Annotated in this window: 9 protein-coding genes; all 9 read right to left on the bottom strand. The window is 43.4% G+C overall.

Going from position 1 to position 21,972, the window contains the following annotated elements:
• Positions 1-43 precede the first annotated feature (43 nt).
• On the bottom strand, positions 44-2,209 hold the full coding sequence (locus GL182_RS10470; RefSeq protein WP_163379597.1) for a fibrobacter succinogenes major paralogous domain-containing protein: 2,166 nt from the start codon (positions 2,207-2,209) through the stop codon (positions 44-46).
• Positions 2,210-2,214: 5 nt separating this feature from the next.
• Entirely contained in the window at positions 2,215-2,634 is a 420-nt protein-coding gene (locus tag GL182_RS10465) for a hypothetical protein (RefSeq protein WP_163379596.1), read from the bottom strand.
• Between the two features lie 324 nt (positions 2,635-2,958).
• A complete protein-coding gene (locus GL182_RS10460; RefSeq protein WP_163379595.1) occupies positions 2,959-3,513 on the bottom strand; it encodes a hypothetical protein in 555 nt (184 codons plus the stop codon).
• Positions 3,514-3,865: 352 nt separating this feature from the next.
• Entirely contained in the window at positions 3,866-6,652 is a 2,787-nt protein-coding gene (locus GL182_RS10455; RefSeq protein ID WP_163379594.1) for a hypothetical protein, read from the bottom strand.
• A 455-nt stretch (positions 6,653-7,107) separates the two neighbouring features.
• On the bottom strand, positions 7,108-12,789 hold the full coding sequence (locus tag GL182_RS10450; protein ID WP_163379593.1) for a DUF6531 domain-containing protein: 5,682 nt from the start codon (positions 12,787-12,789) through the stop codon (positions 7,108-7,110).
• 283 nt (positions 12,790-13,072) lie between these two features.
• Positions 13,073-14,959 (bottom strand): hypothetical protein, encoded by a 1,887-nt coding sequence (locus GL182_RS10445; protein WP_163379592.1) that lies wholly within the window; start codon positions 14,957-14,959, stop codon positions 13,073-13,075.
• Positions 14,960-16,261: 1,302 nt separating this feature from the next.
• Positions 16,262-18,835 (bottom strand): polynucleotide kinase-phosphatase, encoded by a 2,574-nt coding sequence (locus tag GL182_RS10440; RefSeq protein ID WP_163379591.1) that lies wholly within the window; start codon positions 18,833-18,835, stop codon positions 16,262-16,264.
• Positions 18,825-20,228: a 3' terminal RNA ribose 2'-O-methyltransferase Hen1 gene (locus GL182_RS10435; protein ID WP_163379590.1), complete on the bottom strand. Its 1,404-nt coding sequence runs from the start codon at positions 20,226-20,228 to the stop codon at positions 18,825-18,827. The genes GL182_RS10440 and GL182_RS10435 overlap by 11 nt, the downstream gene beginning before the upstream one ends.
• A gap of 299 nt (positions 20,229-20,527) precedes the next feature.
• A partial coding sequence (locus tag GL182_RS10430; RefSeq protein WP_163379589.1) for an HYR domain-containing protein occupies positions 20,528-21,972 on the bottom strand: 1,445 nt, incomplete at its 5' end.

Here is a 21,972-nt window from a genome sequence, read left to right as displayed (position 1 = left end):
AGTTGCAGTTCTTGAATATGTATGAACCGATAATTCTATTGCCCTATTCTTTTATACAGCGAATGGAATAAGCGGTGGTAGAGATTTGTGGAAACCCATGAAAATCGGGCATGTTCAATAGAAAACCAAAGCCATTTTTACCAGGCCCCACCGTGGGAAACAGGTCGTCAGCCAGATTATTGTTTGAGTTTAGGGTCAGGTAAAAGGTTGCATCACCTTTTCCAAAAAAACTCCCATCAATTTTTCTTCCACCTGCAGGTAAGGCTGAGAACCCACTTGAGTTGGTATTGTCAAGATTCTCTTCATTCCAGCTTTTCTCTGGTTTCAGTTTACCGGCAGGGAAGGGGTCTAGCTGATGGCTTAGTTGAGTCCAATCGTCAATGGTAGGTAAACGCCATCCTTCCGGGCATATGGCACAACAAGCAGTTTGTGCATTGTATAATTTCCCGTAGTTTTGGTGAGCTTCCTGATCGTAGTCGTACCAGGAGTACCCCGGACCGTCAAAAGCAACCCACTCTTCTGAACTTTCTAATGGTTCGATAGGTGTTCCATCATTGAATTTACCTACGCTCAGATTTTCAGCCATCCACCATTGTTCACCAATCCTGACGGTACGGTACTCATTTCCTTCAATATCTGCTACAGTTCCGAATTCAGGAATAGTAAATGATAGGCTTCTTTTGCAGCCCAGTGCATCTTCTACTTCCACTTCATATTGGCCTGGGGGTAGATCGGATAGGTTCTCGCTGCCCGTACCCTGCAACCAATGCAAAACATAGGGAGGGGTACCAAAAGTCATATCTAGGGACGGTTGGTCTTCCTCGATTACAAATTGGAAAATAATTGGACAACTTACCTGTACAATAACGGATAGCTGTTTAAAAAATTGGTACTGTGGGTTTTCAACCAGTACCTCCAAGGGAAATTCCACCGCATTTCCGGTCAGGGACTCCACCATTAGCTGGAGTACTCCTTCCACCCAATCAAATTCCCTTATTCTAAAGGTGCTTTCATCAAGTATTTCAGTCCGTGGTGCTACTGAGAAGCTTGCCGTTAATTTACTTTGGACCCTATCCGCATGTGGGGGCAAAGTGTGGATAAAATTGCTTGCTAAATCAGACAAGGAGAGTGAATAGGTTTCCAGATAGGAATTGATCAATTGCACCGATTGAATTTTATAGGGGGCTGCATTTGCAATGAATTCAGCAAAATCATGATGGCTACTGGATGCCTCTGAACCTAAATCCTGTTCATTTATATTTTGGTAATGGGCATAGAGGCTAAAGACGGTATGCTCTCCTGATTCTAAAAATAGTTTTTCAGTGGGTTCTTCAGCCAAATCAACGGAGTCAATTTTATAGAGGCTGATATCCCGAAGCATGGGAAATTCCAGTATTTTATGGGAAAGGTATTCATTCAGTACATTTCGGTACCAAAGTCCCATACCCAATCCCAATGTCATGGTGCTGTATAGCCGTTGGTCAGGAAATTGATTCATTATTGCTAACTGTTGCAGATCGTAAAGGTTGTTGTGGAAATCCAGGGTTGCCCGGCCGGATGATAAGTTTTCCACATTATCCAATTGGAGCAGGTCAATTTGATCGGTTTGAAATAGCTGCCTGAAGGTAAACTGCTGCATGGCACCCAGGACCGTTGTTTTTTCCTGATCGCTGAGTGCATGGAGATTTTCCTGAAACGTATTTATCCAGCTTTCAAATTCTGAGGACAATTCCGACAGGCTTTCGATGGTTTCTGCTTGAGAGAGCAAGACATTTGTTTTTCCCATCAGGTCCTCATAAAAATCATTGAGGTTTATTTCAAGTATGGGGTGCCGGATGTCCAATGACCATCGCTTCTTTTCCCCAGCTATGTTTACGCTGAGTAGGTGGTTTCCCTCCGGGATGATAGGAATAATGAAAACCAGGGAATCATCCGTATACCTACCCAAGTGCACCATTTGATCGCCGAGGGTACCGGTAAAGGCTGATTGATCTTCCGGCAAGTCAGGAACCTGGAATTTATAAATATGAAAAATTTCTGTTCCCCCATCCAAAGTAACAGGGGGAGGAGCAGGCTGGTCATCAATTTGGTCTGTTTCGCAGGAGTACAGCCCCAAAAAAGTCAATAGAAATAGAACAACAGTAGCCAGTCCCATCGCTTGTGCCAGCCATTCCTTGATTTTCTGATCATGCCAAAAGGGTAAATTCATTTGCCTTATTTTTGTGAATTTTCAGTGATATCGCCAATAGGGCCGGACCATAAAAAATAGTCAAATCCGGGTTGCATAAAATCTTTTGGTTCGCCCCATTTTAAGGCCATGATCGAGGTGCCCATTAGGTCTTTGGCCAGGCCCATCAGTATCCTGTCATTGAATAAATCATCCAAAAACTCCATGGTTTGGGTAGTCACAGACTGATCGATTTTTTCCTGTTCCTCGTTTGGATCGAAATAAACATGGTCGTGGGCTACCTTTTCGATGACAAAGGTGAGGTATTCTTCCCCTTCATACAGCATCAGGCGGCCTACTTTTTCGTGTTTGGCGGGGAAGAGAGCTATAAATTCATTGGGTTCACCAACCGTAAAGGTGTCACCGTATTTTTCTTTTAGTGCAGGAATAAGTTGGTCTCGGATCATGTTTTTTTATATTTATGGAAGTTTTAGCAGCTCTCCATTTAATGTATAATGGTAGGTTAGCTGTTATTTTGTATCGTTAGCTTTTCTTATTGTACTTTTTCCTTGATGAAAAAGTACCAAAAAATCAAGACAAAAAAATCCTTCCCCCCACAAGCCTCCTGCGCACCCCGGTTTTTTGTCGGGCCAGCTCGCTTTGTTTAATTAAATGTCAAACTTAGATCCGATAAAATTTTTATTGTAGGTTATATTTTTTAACAAAGATTGCTAATTGAACTGAATAGCAGCGTATAAAGGTACCGATAACGGTACTGATTCGAATTCAGGTTATAAATCATCATTTAACTTATTCCTGAAAACAGCGGTATCCCTGCCTTTTTCCTCCGCTAAGTTAGGGATAGGGCCGGACCATACAAAATAGTCCACACCGGGTTCCATAAACCCCTCCCTTTGGGAAACAGAACATTGTGGGATGGCAAATGAGAAAGTCAGGTCTCTGTCTATGGCCAAAAGCATGTTGTCATTGAAAAGATCTTCCAGAAAATCCACTACGGACCACTTCATATAATTGGCTGCATATTCCGGTGTATCATCTTCGGGGTAAGACAGGTGTCCGTGCGTGATATACGGGATGACATAGGTAATGTCTTTGATAGCCTGGTACAATTTCAGCTCGCCCACTTTCTCATGTTTGGCCGGAAAAATAGCAATATAGTCCCATGGGTTTCCCTCGATAAACTGTCCGGGATATCGCTTGTGCAGTTCCTCCAGTGTTTCTTCACGGATCTTAATATAGGCTTCTGGTTGCAGGTACATGAGGGAAGTATTGATGATAAAATGTGAAAAGGATTGATTTCCTTCAAGACTCAATTTGCTACTCAATCATTAATGCATGGTCAAGGTAGATTTTCTTTAGAATTCAGGCAATACCTAAGATTTGGTATTTTCAACCACCCCCCAACCCCCCTCCTTTTAGCAGGAGGGGGGCTAGTCTGTCCAATAAAGTGAGTTTTCTTCTTATTGAGGTTAATTGGTGCTTTGAATAAGGCAAATGGAAACTGAGAAAAATAGAAATAGAATTTAATAAACTTGGAATTGGCAAGCAGTTTCGTAAAACCAAATAAGCAATGGGAGGAACCAATAGTAATTCATATATCCCCCTCCTGTTTTAGGAGGGGGAAAAAGGGGGTGGTAAATGACAATATGGGAACTGATTAAATTTAGGAGACAAGGTTCAGTGGTTTACCGTTTTTGTATGGGTCCCACTTATTCGCAGCGCCTCAAGAAGTTCCTGGCTATTGATTTTTATTTCCAATCTATCCTCACAACCTATTTGTTTAAAGGTAATGCCATGAACGATTAGAAAATTATCTCCGAGTTCATCTACGTTGAGGATTATTTCTGCCCCATCATCACAGGAAATTCCGTTTACTTGCCAATTTGACTGACCCTCCGGACGATTTGCCTTCAGGAAAACCTGTATCCTTTCTGATTCACTTAACGGGAACCGTTTAAAGGTTGCCTGAAAGGAAGCGTCCAAAAACAGGAATTGTACAACTGTAAAAATATAATCAGTAGCTGTCTCCTGATAAATGGGAACGATGATTTCATTTTTTCCTTTTGCGATTTCCCTCGCGTCTTTTAATCTGATTTTACTTGCTTCCATTTGTATGCCTTCCCGTTGATCCACAGGAATAATTGGCAGTTCGCGTTCCAAGGAACAGGTAAAACTGGTAATTGGATGACATAGATATTCCTTTTTCTGTTCAAAAATCAACTTTTTATAGGTGTAGGTGTACATGCAGGGTGGAGGGTTTTGGATTTCCAGGCTGACCCTCATTTCCCCTACGCTAGGTTTAAACATACTTCTAAATATCCCTTGGTGTTCCTTGTTGTCATCATTGTACTGGTATTGACTGAGTTGCCAACCTAAGGGATATACAACTGTGGGACTGCTGGCAAAGGCAATATCCCACTCGCCTTCTTCGGTGTAGGCGATTTGCGAAATAACTATTTTCGGTTTTAGACTTTGGCTCACTTTAAATCGGATGGTTTCCAGATGGCCCTCCAGCTCATAGGTGAGCGTGTATTCTCCTGGTCCGATTACTGATGGAACGATTGTTTGTATAGTTAATTCCTTATCATCCAACCTAAGCTTTCCCCCCTCTGGTTTAACCCTTATCATATAAGAATCCCCATCCGTTTCGCAAAATTCCCGTTGCTTCAGTTCGATAACTGGTTTCCGAGATGCTGACTCACCCGGAGCATGTTTTTTCGATGGGCTAGGGTATTCCGGCTGGGGGAATGGGAAATAATAGGGCAAGTAAAAGTCTGCTATGACGATGTGATCCGGAATTTGGGTTGGCTTGCTCTTCTGTTCGGCGGCCTTTATGTCCAAAGCCGCTATCACTTTTTCCACATGCTCTCCCAGGGGTAGGTTTAACCACCTTAATGACTCGGCAAATTCAGCATATTTGGTGGCTTCAGGGTTTTGTCTAGATTGAATCGACTCATTATCATTGAATACAAGTATAAAGGTGCCACCTTTTGTAACCCCAGCCTTGTGCTCAATGCCATTTAATGGTTTTGATTCGTCCTGGAGCAATGCAGTGAAGTCGCCTGAACTTAATACAAGCAACTGAAAGGGCAGGGAATATGCCGATCGAAAGAAGTTCAGTTGTTGCCTTGCGGTTGTATAATGCTTTCCAATATGGCCCTCTATTTTAAAGAAGTTATAGGGCCCCAGGTTGTAATCCAGTGGTCTGTTAACCCAAGAAGGACAATTCATTTCATATTCGTTGAAATATCCCATTGGATGGTAATAGGGAAATGAAGCCACCTTATCGGTAAATTTCCAAAAGTCCTTCAATCTGCCCCAGTCATAATAAATGGGTATGGCCCGTGCTGCTGTTTCGACATTTCCTATCATGCTTGGTGTGACAATCACCTTACTGCTTTCCTCAATATTCACCCAGTCAAAGGCGGAAGCCATTATACCCAATCTTCTTAACAAAAAAGCCGCTTCTTCCAAGATATCAGGTGGAGCGTTGGTAAAGGTATTACGCTGGAAAGAATGACGGTATTTGTTTTCATTACCATAAACACCCTTTGCCGTGGTGCCCAGGGCGAGGTGAAGTGGAAATGGAAACGGATCGAGTTGACCAGAATCTATTGCTGCCTTTGTCTTTTCAAGGAACTCAGTGAATGCCCTGCACAAATCCTCTATAAAGTCCACGAGGTATTGTGCCATGATCCTTAATCGACTGTCCGATTTGAAGCTGGCCAATAGCCCATCCAGGTGAATAATGCTAAAGGGATTATCTTCTTGGATGCCCAATAAAGGCGCATAAAAATCCCAGACACGGACCATATTTTCTTGTAAAATACCTAAATGCCCATTCGAAATCAATTCCAGAAAATGCATAAGAACATCATTTCCGGAACGTATTTCACCTTTTCTTGGATTAAACCGCAGTGTCCGCTGAAAAAAATACAGCCCTGGCAATTGATCTTCAAAAACGGGACTACCTTTGGGTACCAAAAGGGGAACTACGTTCACTTTAACGAAAGATTCTTCGCTGTCTTGATATAAAACTGCTTCCAAAACTAAGGTGACCACAAATCCTGCTAAGTCCTCCTTGTGCTTCAGGTGGGTATCGTTATCCTTATCGGCTTCACCCTTCTTTATTAGCCGATAAATTTCTTTGGACCGATAGAGACTTTTTTTATTGCTTTCGCCAAGTTGTATCAAGGCAGCCAACTCAGAAGGAAAGGGTGGGGGACTGTAGGGGGTAAAGTGGGTGTATACGGTCTCCGGATGTTCTATCGGCAAGCCCCGCGAGGTGAACCCGAATCCCTCTTTGATGGTGATGGTGTGGTTGGCGCCCGATTCAAGTTCGAGTCCGGAGATGATGCCTTTGCCGTATTGGTTATTGCGGCTAAGGCTTTCTCTAAGCTTTAGCAAGGCATCCAGGTGTTCTTGTTTGGATTGGTCTAAGGGGATTTGGGGTAGGGGTTGCACTGGTTTTAATTTATAGAATAATTTAACTAATGATCCAGCAGTTGTGTCATGGCTTATCTTGTGGCTTGGTTAAAAACTCCTGTGATTTCCAGGTTTACCCAAGAGGTACGACAGTTGAGTTCAACCCATATTCGCTTAGGTACTTTTGATTATAGCTTGTATAGTCCCAAATCGCAAGGGCATTTTTGAAGAACGAAATTTGGGAAGTTTCTGCCTCCAATGCTCAAGACATAGCGGTTCCAGTTGATAGATGATATAAGGATTATTAAATCCTATAGTGTTCGGAATCAAATTTCATCCAAGAACCAATGTCTAGTCTGTTTTAGTTATATTATTAGCTACTGTGATCAGGAAATTATGACAAATATCCTCTAATTAATATATTAAAAGCCTTGCAGTATGATAATATCCTCCGGACCAAACAGGTGGCAATACTATATCCACTCGTTGTTTTGTCATTTTGAAGAGGGTGGTTTATCATTCGGGTGAGTATTTTCAGATGAAAGTGGATTATTAATACTTAATCCTAATGCCGTTATTAATCCTGCATCCATTAGTACATCAAAAGACCGTCTTCCCCAAAGCCTTGCTGATGCCTTTGAAACAGATTGGCCTGCAAATTGTCCAGACTGAAGTTGAACTCCATTGAGCCTATAAATAGGTATCGTATTTCCATTTACAACTCTGCTTCCAATTTGTTCTGCCGCCTCAAATGTAATATCACCAAAACCAGCTTTACTTTGACCAAGCATACGTTTTATCAAACTAAATGGACCGATCACTTCATGTTGCCTGAAAATATTGTTTGCACCCTGAAATTCAAAAATCGCAGAATTTGGACTAACAGAGCCTCCACCAGTTGCTCTCCAAGTGGGTAGGTTTGGTGTATTCATACTATAAACACTACCTTCAGTCTGGCCCCAGATTCTTCTACTATTAAGAATTAAATCTCTATCTCCTTGTAAAGTCCATGTTGCATTGGGGCGGCTGCTGCCTAATCCCGAGCCAGGAAATAAATTAAGGCTTTTGAATACTAGACCTGCTGTGCCTCCGGTTGCATAATCCCATGCCATTGTTTGAGGAGTAACTGGATTTACATACTCAGGAAACATATTATTAAATCCACCCCTCAGTATTCCTCCTGTAACAGTTGTACTTGTGCCAAAAAGCACAAAAGTTTGAGTTGCTGTAAGAGAAGCAGTGGCAGTTCCTGTTCCGGTTGCAAATATCCCTGCTCCGCCTGCTGCTAACACTGCTTCTCCTCCCACGATTGCCAACCCGCTAATGGCCGCAGCTCCAAAGACATTTCCCAAAACTCTTGCAGAACCGCCCAAGCCCTCATACCTGTTGGGGTTATGATATGCGTCATATCCACTATATCCTGCTCCTGCCAGCGCACCTCCGATAACGAATACAGCAACAATAATAGGTACGGCTTCTCCATTAGGGTCAATGTTATTGATGGGATCCTGACCTGCATAGACATATAGTGAAGATGCATCAACATATCCATTGGAATCTATACTCAAAAAAGCACCGTTTATTGGATCCATCAATCGTTTCTTGGACAGATAAAGATTAGATGCTTTTAAATATCTCTGCCCCCCATAGATCGGGTCTATGTCAAATGCAGAATTACTAATAATTCCGCCAGAATTATCAATTATTTCGGGTTTACCGAATGATTTGTAACGATAGCTCTCTATTGAGTTACCAGTATCATCTAATAGAGCAATTAAATTAAACCTTCTATCAAATAAAGTATAATGGCTTCCTGATGCAGAGTGATAAGCTATGGTTATCCCGGTTACAGGGTGCTGACTGATTTGTCTTGCTGCAGTTCCGTTTTCGTTTTCCTGTTCAACGAATCCCCCTAGATAATTGAATGATTTATCCGGTTTACCGGCTTCTTTTACAACGCTTGGTCTTCCAAGAGCATCATAAGTGATTTCAGTTATGGTGCTGGTTCCTGATTTTATTTTTACAATCCTGCCAAGTGCATCCGCCTCATAAATTAAAACGCCATCACTTCTTAATGTGCCATCCGTAAAATGAGTATAAGTGTTTGTACCGTCACTTTGAATCCTGTATCCGGGTTGATAAGCATAGTTTTTATCAGGCAAACCAGTTTCAGAGAATTTGGTCCTAGCATCAGATGGGTTATAAAGAAACTCTTCAAATTGAGATGCTACTGTCGAAGATGCTTTAACAGTGGAAATAGCCACATCATGTTCAGCCTGATTTACTGCATCCGGAATAGGGGAAACAAAACCGTTACTCGCATTCAGCAACCTGTAATTAGTGTCATAATCAAAATAACTGAGTTTAGGATTTTGCCCTGAAATAGCTTCTACTTGTATAAGGTTCGCAGAGTTATAGCGGTATTTTACAGATTCATTTAGTCCAGTTGGGCTTGAAGCGTCAATAGATGTCAACCGCTTTCTTTCATCGTAATTCTTTTTAATGGAAACACCACCATTGTAAATCGTTTCTCCCAAAAAGTTTGGGCCACTTGGCTTAAAAGTTGCCAAAGATAAATTGCCCGATCCTAGTGTGCCATTTACTGTCTCTTCAACTTTGCTCAGATTGCCATTTAAATCATGTGATAGCTTTTCTGTTCTACCATCAGGCCATATTTTTTCAACTTCTCCGGTGACGTCATTATACGTACATGAGATTGTATTACCATTCGTTGTTTCTTCGAGCAAACGACTTTGGCTGTCATATTTGCGGAGAACAACGTTGAGCCCAACTTTAGCAGAAAGTGTTCTGTCTAAACCATCGTAGGTAAATTCATGTGTATCAATTTTTATCAATGGAGCGGGGATCACTGTGTTTTCGATTTTTTGTAAACGATTTGAAAAATCGTATACGTAAACTAACTCTACACCGCTGCCTAATTGCTCCTTTATAATTTGATTGTAATCATTAAATGTTTTTTTACTTGAGAAACCATTAGGATAAGTTACTCGAAAGTTTCGACCAACCGAATCAAAAACATAACTTGAAATTTGCCCCATAGGGTCGATAAATGAAGTGACTCTTGACATATTATCAACAGTCCACTGCTTAGTTATATTTAGTCCACCGGAATCCTCAATCTCTCGGATTTTAGTATTGAAGCTATCATAAAACATTTCATTGACTACCCTTTGTTGGTCAGTCAGACTAACCAATAGGTTCCTGTCATCATATTGACTGATGACTTTTGCTCCGTCCGGTTCTATTAATCCAATTCTTCTGTTTCTTGCATCATATTCAAATTTCTTGATAAAAACAGATGTTGAACTATCTGGTTCCTTATGATGGCTTTCTGTTTTAATAAGATTTCCATTGTTATCATAAAAATAGTGCTCTTCATTACCCATTGGGTCAGTTTCAATACTGATTCTGCCTAGATTATCGTATTGTTTCGTTGAAACACCACTTCTGCTATCAATGATTTTTTCTATGCGATCTAAATTATCATAGAATAAGGTGGTAGTCATATCTACGGAAACAGAAGAATCATCTGTAAAAGATTTTATGGTTTCCGTAATTTTTCTGCCTTTTTCATCGTATGTAAAAGATTTGAATTGAAGCTGACGAATCGTACCTGTGCCATCATCACCAATTGTTTCTTCTGATTCCTGTAAATCATTTTTAAGCCATTTATATCTTATATGTGTTTCATTTGGCAATTCCACTTTAGTCAGCCTTGAAAAACCATCATATTCATATTTTGTAGTTAAGCCAAATTCATTTGTCTCCTGGATTAATTTTCCTGAACGGTCATAAACTTTTTTTGACGAGACTTTTTTACCGTCAGTTCCTAACAGTTCCTCGCTTAATAAAAAGCCTCTTTCGTCATAGATAGACCGGAATTTGCTTCCATCCGGATTAATGGTTTCGACCGGAAAACCTCTGTAATTATTAATTACTTTAAGTATTCTCTCTTCCCCGGTATTGCTGCTTAGTTTATATTTAACCGGGAAACCCAAAATATCTCTCTCAAAAAGATCAATAATATGATTCCCTGTCAATACCCCATCATTAAAATCTCCTTTTGGTTTTTCAATTGAAATTACGTTCATATCAGAGTCGTAATGCAAGAAGTATTCTGCTACATTTCCATTTACAGCAGGCAACATTGTTTTTTCTGGTATTCCAAGACTATTGTATTCCTGCCTGGATATATTGCCATTTCTGTCAACTTTCTCAGATGTAAATCCAAACGCGTCATACTTAATCAATTCTTCCGCATCAATTCCACCTACATCAAATACCTGTTTTATTAACCGGCTTCTCTCGTGTCCGGTTGTACCATATTTTAATTCATTTCTTATACCGTTTGGTTGAATAAAAGCAGTTGATTGACCTTTGGAATTATATTCAAAAAATGTTTTTGCAGTCTGTGCCGTGCCATCGGGCAGGGTAGAATCTGGTTGAATAAGCTCTATTAATTTTCCTGAACTGGCTGGAGCGGCAGGAGTAATATTAAAATCATACTTATAGGTAGTGGTTGCCCCTGTTTCGTTTTTTTCTTCAATTAACAGTTGGTAAACCGGTTCATACTTGCCCCTCCATATTATCCGGCTTGGAGAAGGAAAACCGGATGCAGATGTAATTTCTTTTCTTAAAAGTTTGCCTCTCATCCTTGGGTCAACATTGGCGAAATCAAAAACAGTTAATTCTTCACTTCCGTCCGGCCTGGTGGTTTTAGCAGGGTTTCCTTGTTCGTCAAATTCATATTGCCAGACCACTACACGATAAGATTTGTCTTTACTTAAACGATACCTGCGGTCAAGCAAATCGCCTCTGTAATTGAATGTATAAGTCTCCAAGCCAAAGTCGGGATTCATTACTTCCACTCGCAAAGCGGGAATATTAACATAGACTGAATTTGCAGGAACATATTGTAGTTGTGTATATCTGAATTGATATAAGTAGCCACCATACAATTGCTCGGTTACTCTTGCGAAACTCCAAGAAGCCGGGTCTTGTTCATAGGTATTTTCGAGATATACATTTCCCTGAGCATCTTCTACCCGTACAATATTATGCCTCAATTCAGGCAGTGTCCAGGGGTTCTCATAGTGATAAATACGGGTGATGCCGTTGGGATGGCCACTAATGGCAGGTGATTTGACATGAACCAATTGCATGGTTTCCTCATCATGTTCGTATAGAAATTTCCTGCCCGAATGGTCGGAAACAGCTACGAGTAATCCACACTGATCATAATCAAACCTGAAAAACCGGTCATCATCGTCCCGTACTTCAGCTAATTTGTCTTCAGCACCATAGGTAAATTGTAACTGATTTCCGTGCCGGTCTTTTATCCAAACAATTGGAATTCTTTCTCCATCAATCCATCCTGAGGGCCTTTCAAAACGCATAATTACCCCACCTTCGCCTTTTATCTCATACACTTGGGCTAATGCGGGAATTCTTTCAAGTTTCTCAAACACGCCTCTCTGAGGTTCAAAATTCGCACCATCAAACTTGAATTTTTCCTCGTGAAGGTTTCGCCACAATGCCATATCTCCGTTGTTTAATTCACGAAGGAATAAGTTGAAATTATGATCCCAATTCCACCCTAAGGGTCCAAATGAAGCTGCCCCACTCCTATAAAACCTTGTAAAAGCAAGTGGTAGAATAGTGTTGGGTATCTCCAAATCTGTTTCCTGCAAGTAGAAAGCACCATTGAAAATATCCACAGGGTCACCTGCATCAGTTTGTTCATGGGGTTGTTCTTCACCGTGGGAGGGGTGGGGCTCACCAGAAGGGGGTCTCATCGGTTCTTCGGTCGCATTAACAGTTGTGGAATTAATTTGATCGTCTATCTTAACTGTTCTAGAGACTGGTGGGTTTGGGGGGGCTTGAAGTTGATCCAAATCTTCATCAGCTTGATTTATATCTTCCACTGGATCTACCCTTGGAGCTGGCTGGGGATCGACTAAATTATCGGTTATAAAATTAATAGGGCAATTGTTCTCGGGGCGAGCAGCTTCTTCCTCTAATAGTCTGAAAGTTCTAGCCTTATATTCCTTTGCGTTAAATGGCGTAGTTCTTCGAATATACCGAATAAATTCGCAAACATCATCCGTCTCAAATGTTTCCCCAGTTACGTTATCTAAAGAGCGATATTTACCCATAAAAATTCAATTATTTATTAAATTGTATCAGCTGAAGCATTTTTTCAATTATAAATAACATCTCCCTCATTAATTTTAACGGTGGAGTTGTAGTTTTTTTAGTGAAAATAGTAATTGAGAAGATGATTCGATTTCGTTAAATCCAATAGACCTACTTAAAGAACTTGAAACACTTTTTGATTCTTGCTGTGCCAAAGAGATCCGTTTCAACCAAACGTTAAGTACGTTATCTAAACACTAGATTTCACCTGAATGCTAACTTCGGATTTGGCACATAGGTCGCTCAAGAGGAGACTCCTTTGGAACCGGTCTGCTCGGGTCCTCGAGAACCATCTTTCATTGAAGTCTCTGCTCCGGGGAACATGAGTACACGCCTGAGATGTGCGGCCTCGCTTACGGAGCGCCCGATCTGATTCGCCAGCTCCGTCACTTCCATGGCCAACACATCGCTCACACTCATTTTCAAACCGAGTTGGTCCTTCACGTCTGCGGAAAGTGTCGGTACATCTTCGATGGGGCAGCGCTTCCGATCTTCGGGCACCAAGTCGATTAACCGGTCTCGGATGTAATCAGTGTCAATCAAAGTTGTTTCGCCTAGCGGTCGCCGGCTCGGCATTTTCCAGCTCGATACTAAAGCCTTGCCGACCGCATCCGCTGTCGCACGCGCCTCTGAATAAGAATCTTGGCGGAGTGTCGCGGCCTTCGGGATCCGCAAATCGAGTTCATCGAGGATGCCCACGGTGCTCCTTGCCTCCGGCAGTGATTCCTCCTCGTCCGGCTTAGTCTCTTCTATGCAATGGTCCGCACTCCGGTACCACGCACACAAGCTTCTGCCGAGCACGATTAGCCGGCCCACATCCGCTCTGTCTGCGCCGGTCGTGCGAATCTCCCGCCGTAGATGCACCTTAAAGTCGCGGTGGAAACGCGTATTCTTTTCTGTATAGCTCCGGAGTTTCATCTTCACGAAAACGAGACCGGGTGAGCTCGCACCGTAGTCGTAATTCTCCATGGCGGGCAGTGAACGGTAAAACCCCCGCCCACCGGTCGAACCGTCCGCGTTGTCCCCCGACTTCAGAATCTGCTCAACACCGCCTTTGCCTCGATCACCTGAGGCAACGTCAAATTGCCAACCATCTTCTTCTAAGCCGTGAAAGGGTATATCAAAATTTCTCGTCGCCCGCTCACGTCCCCAGCGTCCTCTGCTCTTTACGGTTTTGTCCACCGTCACAGTAAGTGTGGACTTTTCCCATTTTTTTGACGGTTCCTCAATTGTAGTGTCCTCGGGAAAGTGGCCGGTCTCGAGCTGAATTTCCACCCGTAGTCCATCTGAATCTCGGGGGCGCGATACCACTAGAAAGAAATCCTGCACTCCCTCAATGACACGTAGGCCTTGGGCGAAAGTGCGGTGCTCGCTCGGCTGCTCGGTGTTCGGGCGAGGCAGCATGAGGAATACTGAGCGGTTGGTACCCAAGTGATACCCGGTCAAGAGATTGTACATTTGGTTCAGGTGAGTGGTAGTGGCGAACCGCTCACGCTCCTCCTGATGAGCGTCACGCGTGGACGAACGAACATCCTGAGTTGTTTCTCCCCAGGCTCTAGAAAGGCTGCCTTGCCCCTTCCCCTCATAGCTAGCGGTAAGGGATAACCCGGTCTCCACCGACTCAGTATGGCTGAATGTCTTGTCCAATCGAAGTCTGTTGACGGAAGCGGTGAGTACCTCACCACTTTCCGTGGCTGCCTGGTAAAGATCTCGCCTCTTAGGTTCGAAATCGATAATTCGTGGGTAGTGGCCGGTACCTTTCCCGCCCTCAACGATTGGGTGTACAGCCACGTTTACAAGTACCCCGTAACAGGCCATATACTCACCCAAAAGTTCCTTGAGTCTCTCCTTAGTCGGCACTCCGTCCTTCAGCCCAGTACCGGAAAGTCCTTCTATCGACTCCAGCTGAGTCCCAGTGATACTGCCGGATACCTTAAGGTAGGTCAGTCGCCGATCACAGAGCGAAGAAGGGAGATCTTCCACAGTCGGCTCAAAAACGGACAGTGCTATCGATGAACGCCAAGGGGGGGGTAGTTGCCCATCGCAAAATTTCATATCCATCATATCACTGCTATTGGCTATCAAGCGCCATGGAATATCTGTTGGAAGATTTAATCTAAAATTTGACATTAGGTTTTGAATTTTAGTTTGTGAAAATAATGATTTAGATGATTTGTTAGTTTGTTGTCAAATAAGAGCAACAAATGTGGTGTGTAAGAAAAATTTGGCTCTTTGACTTTTGGAAATCTGCCAAGCATTGTGCGGAGGCAGGTAAAAGAAAATGTGCCAAATGAGCGTCAGACGTAAAAATGAAAAAACAAAAAAAGATGGCGGAAAAAAAATATTCTTTGTCGGCTTGTTTACCTAGAACTCCATTTAACAAATCCGCTTGGAACCCGTTTAATTGTCCCAGTGTCCGGTTAGCATAAACTTTCTTATATGCAAAGACCTATCACTACACCACCATTGCCGCATACACGATGTGGGGTGTCTTGAATGGTAACTATACGTACAAAAATTGATCGTTTCAAAGGGTGAAAGTATCTTAAGCGCGAGGGTAATCCTGCGAAGCCAATTAAGTAGCAAGATGGTTTGAGGTTACACATGCACTGAAGTAAGCTAGGCAGCGGTGTCTTTAATGATAAAATAAGAACTAAAACTCCCACGGATACGGGAAATTCCATGTTTCTCTTCAAGAGCTTAAGCCCACTCTTGAAAAGAAACCCGTTGATTTGCGGTTTTATCTTACTTTCAAGATATTAACTGCAGTCACAGACCAGCGCAAAGTCCTCCGATTAATAGGTGAAGTAAATTTTCTTGGGGTTCCTCTCCCCTTTGTGTCCGGCATGGATGTATATTGTTTATATATTCACTAAAGTCCATTTGGACGATTGAACCAAAGATACTCCCACCTTGTGCTAAGCTTTTTGTCGGAACCATGGTTTGCTATCCATTTAGCCTTTCTTAAGTCATTGAGCAAAAACCTTTCTGCTCAATGGAATATTTTGCAAGATTCATTCATGAGAAATGTTGTGGAAACCACTTTTGATGTCCTCTTCCGGAATCTTTTTGGTCGAATTGCGTTGGCACAGCACGTTGTGGCATAAGACAATGTTTTTTTAGATTTACAACACATAAATGTCTGAAATACATATAATTTGGTATCGGTTAATTGTCTAATTTAATAGAATGTTTAGTCAGCTTCGCCACCTCACTCCCATAATGGGAACTAAAATCCTGACAAGCAAGATAACCCCCATGTCAAAGGCAGACAATACCAAAGCATTGGTATATTGGAGGTAAGTAGCGTGAAAAATAATTAGATAATTGAAAATTGGATAATGGAGAAAGGGTAGGGACCAGCAACTTATTATCTCTGGATTTATGTCTAGCAGTATAAGCCTATTCTCCGGACTAACTCAAAAAATAGCCCTACAACCTCGGATCCACCTCTTCACTCTCCAGGGCCAGCACCCCAAATACACTCTCATGAATACGACGTAAAGGTTCCTTGTTTACAAACCTTTCCAGCCCTTCTATACCAAGGGCAAATTCCCGCAAGGCAAGGGAACGTTTTTTCGAGAGCCCCCTGTTTTTGAGCCTTTCTAAATTTTCCGGGCTGTCGTATTCCGGGCCGTATACGATGCGCAGGTATTCACTTCCCCTGCATTTGATGGCCGGTTGTAACAGTCCTTCCTGGCCATAAGCGAGGAATTCGAAGGGCTTTACCACCATTCCCTCACCGCCTTTTCCCGTTAGTTCCAGCCACCAGTCAATGGCCGCCTGGATGCTTTCGATATCTTTGGTGTCGACTACCCGGTTGGGAGTGGCTCGAAAAAGTTTTTCATCGACCAGGCAGATCTCTCTGATGGTTTCCATATGCCATTCATGCGTTTTGTCCACATGTACGGCACCTTCAGTGGCCAGCACATGGAAGGGGGCTATTTTGTAATCTTCCAGGCTGTTGACATCCCAACAGTAGTGTTGGTAGGCCTGAATAAATTTGGAGATGGAGGCTTTTTTATGGCTGAATTTTTTTAGGGAAGGATTGGCACCTTCTATGCCTCGGTCTATCGCTTTTTGTAAGGCCTTTTCTACTTCGGGAAGTGCGTTGTGGGCGGCGGCACCTACGGAGGCATATTGATCTTTTAGTAGCAGTTGGGCCTTGGCAGACCAGGGCATGATTTCGGTATCCAGGCAAACCCATCCGGTTTGCAATTGATCCCAAAAACCGGATTTGCCCAATGCTTTATTTACTCTTTCAATGAATTCCTTTTCCATTTTGCCATCATTGAAAAAGTTCCTCCCTGTCCGGGTATAACATACGCCAATGCCTTCATTTTTTATCCCAAAGCGCTTTAATGCCACGACTTCGTCCCTGCAAATAACCAGGATGGCTCGGGATCCCATGTGTTTTTCTTCACAAATTATTTTGGCTATGCCTCTTTTCCTGTAATAATCGATGGCCAGCCTGGGGTGCTCTAGGTATTCCGGCATGTCGCTGGTGCTGCAGGGGGACATTGTGGGAGGGAGGTAAATCAACCATTTGGGGTTGACTGCAAAACGACTCATCACTTCCAGTGCGGCAATGGAGTTTTCTTCCCGAATGGACAGGTTCTTCCTGAGACGTGTTTGAATGATGCTGTTCCCAATCACATCATCAATGTCCAACAAGTCATCGTACGCCTGCTGGAGGGTCATTTCGGTCTCGGATTTCGCTTGCAGGGGCTTTACAGGTTCGCAATACACTTTCTTTGCCCGCACGGCTACCAGTTCCTCTTCGGGATACCGCAGCGCAGTCAATTGACCACCAAAAACGCAGCCCGTGTCGATGTCTATGGTCTTGTTAAACCATTCCGCCTCCGGCACGGGTGTGTGTCCGTAGACTACTTTTGCCCTGCCTGAATATTCCGATGCCCAATTGTAGCGGACGGGCAGGCCAAACTCGTCGGTTTCACCGGTTGTTTCTCCATACAGGCAAAAAGACCGGATGGCACCCGAACCCCTGCCTTGCATTTCTTCTTTTAATCCTGCATGAGCGACAACGAGTTTTCCATCATCAAATACATAATGGCTGATCAGGCTGTACAGGAAGTCCTTAACCTCCAGGAGAAATTCAGGCGGTTCTTTCTCCAGTTGCTGCATGGTTTCTGCCAGTCCATGGTTGAGGGATACATTTTTTCCGTTGAGTTTCTTTTGCAGCTTGAGGTCGTGATTGCCGGGAACGCACCAGGCGATGCCGCTGTGCACCATGCTCATGGCCAGTTTCATGACTGCCGGGGAATCAGGTCCCCAGTCTACCAGATCTCCCAGGAAAATCACCTGACGGTTTTCCGGATGGGTAAGGTCAATGCCATAGTTCTTTCCGTTATCGGCTACGTTATCTATGCGGTAATCGAGCTTTTCCAGTAGCTCCAAGGTTTCTTCATGGCATCCATGAATATCCCCAATGATATCAAACGGACCCCTGATATCCTTCTTATCGTTATAAAGCCTTTCCCGAACAATGGCAGTGACACTGTCTACTTCTTCAGGAGATTTGAGCTCGTAGATCTGTCGAAAACCTTCCCGTCGCAAGCCTCGAATGGACCGTTTCAAAAGAGACTTTTGTCGGCGAATAACATAATTTCCGAAATCACGCTCGGGCCGTCCGGCATTGCGTTCTTCACAGACCCTTTGTGGCATATCCAGCACAATGGCCACCGGCAGGGTATGGTAGTTTCTTGCCAGTTGAATCAGGCTTTTCCGGGCATCAAACTCCACATTGGTAGCATCCACCACCGTCAGGTAACCATTTTTCAGGCGCTTGCCGATAATGTAATGCAACAGCTCAAAAGCATCGGTAGTAGCCGCTGTATTGTTTTCATCATTCGATACGATTCCACGGCACTTGTCTGAGGAAACCACCTCATGCTTGCCAAAATGTTTCCTGGCAAAGGTGCTTTTTCCCGCTCCGGAAGCACCGATCAGGAGCACTAGAGAAAGTTCTGGTAGCTTAATTTCCATAGGTAAAAATGCCCATTTGTGAAGGAGCCCCCACCTTGTCGGTTTCCGGACCCACCGGCAGGAACTCCACGGTATAATTGTTTTTATTGGCCACATGCTTTGCCCAGGCCTCAAACCGCTTTCTGGTCCATTCAAAACGGTGGTCGGCATGGCGCATGCTGCCTGGCTCCATTTTCTCAAACAGGGCATTGTACTCGGCATTGGGAGTAGTCAGCACCACGGTTTTGGGTTGGGCAAACTCAAAAACGACCCGCTCAAAGGAATCCAATCTATTTTCGTCCAGGTGCTCCATGACTTCCACGATGGCTGCGGCATCGTATCCTTCCAGGCGTTTGTCCCGGTAGGTGAGGGCCCCTTGAAACAAGGTGATGCGTTCCTTTTGCTTAGGGGCCATGTTTTCCCAATGCATGCGTTCTTTGGCTTTGTTCAGCTGTTCATAGGACACATCCATGCCGGCAATCCTGGAAAACTGCTTTTCTTTTAACAGCATTCTCAGCATTTTTCCTTCCCCACAGCCCAGATCAATAACCGTTTTGGCTTCAGTCTTTTTTAGCTGCTCCAATACAAGGGCAAGCCGTTGCTGGTGCAGTGTCTCCTTTTTCTTGATTTCCTCCTTGCTTATTTTCTCCTCCTCGCTGTCTTCAGGCTGCTCGTCTGCTTCATGAAAACTTTCCAGAGCCTTACGGGTGAGTGACCTCAGGTTAAGCAGGTAGCGACTGCTGATTTGATCCCTCTCCGGATGGCCTTCCAGCCATCCCTTTCCCCTTTCGAGCAACTTTTCAATCTCATTTTGGCTGACAAAATAATGTTTGTCATTGTCAAGGACGGGAATCAGCACATAGAGGTGGGAAAGCAGTTCCTGAAGCGTCAGGCTGTTAGAAAGCGCAAGGGTAAAGTATTTGCTATCTCCCCAATCCTTGAATTTATCGTCTAGTGCATGTCTTTGTAGGCTTACTTGATATCCCAGGGGCTCAAACAATTTCCGGATCAGGAATTCTCCTCCTTTGGGTGCCGGCAAAACGGCTATTTTGATCTCAAAGGGCAATTTCGTGGATACCAATTCTGGTCTGTCCTCACATTTGCCATTCATGGCCGTGGAAAAGGCCTTGGAAAGGGCAACACTCATAAAGGAGGAGGCCACGTAGGGCCTGTCGTTCACGTATTGCCCCAGTGCAAATCCCTTACCGGCGAGGTTTCTTGCCCCTCGTACCATATCGGTGGGGTCGATGTCCAGCAGCAGGGCAACGGTGGTTTTGGCTTCAGCACTTTCGGGATAAAAAATATGTGCCTGCCCAATGGAAAGGTCCACGGACTGGAATTTGTCCGGATGTTTGTGGAGCAAGAACCCCAGGTCTGTTGCCGGTTGATGGGTGGTGGTGATGGTTAATAGCATCTAAAGTGTTAAAAATAAGGCTGGTTAACTGGATTTTATTTGGTCAGGATTATGGTTCTTAGTTTTACCACATAGGACACATGAGCGCACATAGGAGTCTTTTTGACAATTTTCCATCTTTTACCCCTCTAATAGGACTTTAACTGCCTTATATGGTTCTCTTTTTTAAACCACATAGGAGGCATGTAAGCACATAGGATCATTCTGATCACAGGCTATGCATAATAATAGGCTTTTTATATTGAGAAAAGAAACCCCCTCTCGGTTGAGAAGTGGTTTCTAAAGGTTGATCTAGTAAATTACGGTTTAATTAGTATGAAATTATGGAACCCTGTAGATGGGGACATCAATCGGAACAATAGCTTCCCTGTCTTAATATTTATAGCATTGATAGGAATCACAACTTTATTTTGTCCTTTCACAATTGGCCATTTCTCCTCATACAGCAGTCTGCCTGTCAGGTCAAAGATGCTGATGAGCACTACCTCATCAAAATTACTTTGCAAGTCAATAAACAACTTTTCCTGAACAGGATTAGGATATACCTTCAAGTTAAGCGTTACAGACCCTTCCGGGAATTTCTCAGAAATCGGTTTACCAGTCCTATTACTAACATCGAAACGGTTATTTTTACCCGAATTGCCCTTCCCGGGTTTTTCTTTAGCTATTTTTCCCTTTCCTTGACTACCCTTACCTGGCTTTTCATTTTTGGTTCCAAGATTGCCTCCCCCAATCACAGTGGTGGGTTCCGCATCATCTGAAGTACCCATTTCGTTATCGTAAATAACCGTACCGCTGAATTTCTCCCAGATTTTTATGCGAAACCTGTCCAAACCATCGCCATTGAGCCTGCCATTTACCGCAACGAGTAAAAAGCCGTATTGGCCCAGGCCATTGTTCGTGCCATTCCCTTTGAGCATAGTTGAAGCACCCGATACCAACAGGGATTCATAGGAAAGGCTTTCAAAGTCGATATTTCCGCGTCTAAACTGGAATGTTGTATTTCCAGTTGCTTTACTGGCACCGGGTTGATATTGGGCATCGAAACTGAATTTTGCTTTTCCTGTAGCCCTGGGGTATTGAACTGCAGCTCCGGCTGGAGAATCAATCCAGCCTCTACCTCTGACTGAGGTTGCATCGGGATCAACGATGTCTATCTGATCAGGATAGGAAAATTCTACCTTTTCATTGCAATGGTCAGTTATCACCAATGTGACCGTATAATTCTGAGCACTAGTAAAGCTACGCTGACCACTCACGTTACTGGTACCTGTGTTAGCATCATATGTAAAGGAACCCGATGTAACAACACCATCATTCCAATGCCATTCCGCTGATTGGATATTGTTGTCCGTAACCATATCACTGAAGGTAACAGTTGTTCCCACAGGATTGGGACCAATAGGAGCGGTCGTTAATGTGCCGTTAATTACAGGTAAAGTGTTTGTTACTGTAACCGTAAAGGTCTGTTCAGCCGCTTCATTACCGGCAGCGTCCATCGCATTTACAAAAACCATGGTTTCTCCCACTGGAAAGGTATAGGGGGAACTGATTTCCGTACTTTCTCCATCAACCAGCATACTGAATACAGGAGAAACAGATGAATCGCAGTTGTCGGATATTGTTACGGAAAAATCCACCGAAGCAGCACAAGTTCCGGCATCGGCATTTGCAGTAATGGGTGCTATCGCCTCAATAACCGGAGATTCGTTATCTTCAACGGTAACCGTAAAGGTCTGTTCAG

It is taken from the genome of Cyclobacterium sp. SYSU L10401 (assembly GCF_010993705.1).
Classification (GTDB): Bacteria; Bacteroidota; Bacteroidia; order Cytophagales; family Cyclobacteriaceae; genus Cyclobacterium.
Note: the sequence above shows the minus strand (reverse complement) of the source record. Positions and strands in the feature narration are given on the sequence as shown.

Coding starts and splice junctions, on each gene's coding strand:
- GL182_RS10470 (WP_163379597.1), bottom strand. CDS start 2,209: ATGAATTTACCCTTTTGGCATGATCAGAAAATCAAGGAATGGCTGGCA.
- GL182_RS10465 (WP_163379596.1), bottom strand. CDS start 2,634: ATGATCCGAGACCAACTTATTCCTGCACTAAAAGAAAAATACGGTGAC.
- GL182_RS10450 (WP_163379593.1), bottom strand. CDS start 12,789: ATGGGTAAATATCGCTCTTTAGATAACGTAACTGGGGAAACATTTGAG.
- GL182_RS10445 (WP_163379592.1), bottom strand. CDS start 14,959: ATGTCAAATTTTAGATTAAATCTTCCAACAGATATTCCATGGCGCTTG.
- GL182_RS10440 (WP_163379591.1), bottom strand. CDS start 18,835: ATGGAAATTAAGCTACCAGAACTTTCTCTAGTGCTCCTGATCGGTGCT.
- GL182_RS10435 (WP_163379590.1), bottom strand. CDS start 20,228: ATGCTATTAACCATCACCACCACCCATCAACCGGCAACAGACCTGGGG.